Here is a 1,061-nt window from a genome sequence, read left to right on the forward strand (position 1 = left end):
CGCACCACAAGGCAAGCTCCAGCCCGCCTGCTACAGCGTGGCCTTCGATCGCGGCGATCACCGGCTTGGAGAGAACCATCCGGCTCGGTCCCATCGGGGCGTCACCGGTGGGCTCGGTACGGTTTGGCGTGCCATTCGCAATGGCTTTGAGGTCTGCTCCCGCACAGAACGTCCCGCCCGCACCGGTGAGGATGGCAATGTCTGCATCCTCATCAGCATCAAACCGCCGGAAGGCATCGGCCAGCGCCTGCGCGGTGGGTCCGTCCACCGCATTGCGCCGCTCCGGCCGGTCGATGGTGATGATCGCGATGCGGGCTTTGGTCTCATGGCGGATGGTCATGGATCGCCTCCTACCCCCACACCGCAGAGCGGAGCATGTTGAGGGCGACCAGGGCCAGACCCACCGCAAAGGCCTGACGCAGGCGGGCAGCGTTGAGGCGATGCGCGAGTGCTGCCCCCAGCGGAGTCACGAATACAGCTGTGATGGCCAGCAGCGCAAAGCCGGGCATGGAGACAAAGCCGAGCGAGAAAGGCGCACGCTCTGCAACGCCCCAGCCCGTAATGACAAAGCCAAGCGCCGCCGGCAGGCCGATGGCCACACCGAACCCGGCTGCGGTTGCCACTGCGACATGGATGGAGCGTCCGAAAAGCGTCAGCAGGGTGACGCCGAACACGCCCCCGCCAATGCCCATCAGGGCGGACATGATGCCGATGCACCCGGCCAGCATCGCGCGGAATGGTTGCCCCGGCAGATCGTCACCCAGCTTCCAGTCGGCCCGGCCAAAGAAGAATTGCAGCGACAGGACCAGCGCCGTCAGCGCAAAGATGACGACAAGGCCTTGGGTGGGGATGAGGCCTGCAATCGCCGAGCCTGCCAGCGCGCCGGCCACGATCCACGGGCACAAGGCCTTCAGCACGGCAAAGTCGACCGCGCCGCGCCTTGCGTGCGCCATGACCGAACGGGCCGAGGTGATGACGATCACGCTGAGCGAGGTGCCTACCGCCGCGTGCATGGCGTGTTCGGGGTATCCCAGGAAAACCAGCGTGTAATACATCGCCGG

2 protein-coding genes are annotated in these 1,061 nt (G+C 66.1%); both read right to left on the bottom strand.

The window, feature by feature from the left end; genetic code table 11:
- On the bottom strand, positions 1–340 hold a 340-nt coding region (locus ACTS2Z_RS04260; protein ID WP_442571987.1), incomplete at its 3' end, for an enoyl-CoA hydratase-related protein.
- Positions 341–350: 10 nt separating this feature from the next.
- On the bottom strand, positions 351–1,061 hold a 711-nt coding region (locus ACTS2Z_RS04265; RefSeq protein WP_442571988.1), incomplete at its 5' end, for a sulfite exporter TauE/SafE family protein.

The sequence above is a fragment of the Glycocaulis sp. genome (genome assembly GCF_052168375.1).
In the GTDB taxonomy this organism is placed as follows: Bacteria; Pseudomonadota; Alphaproteobacteria; order Caulobacterales; family Maricaulaceae; genus Glycocaulis.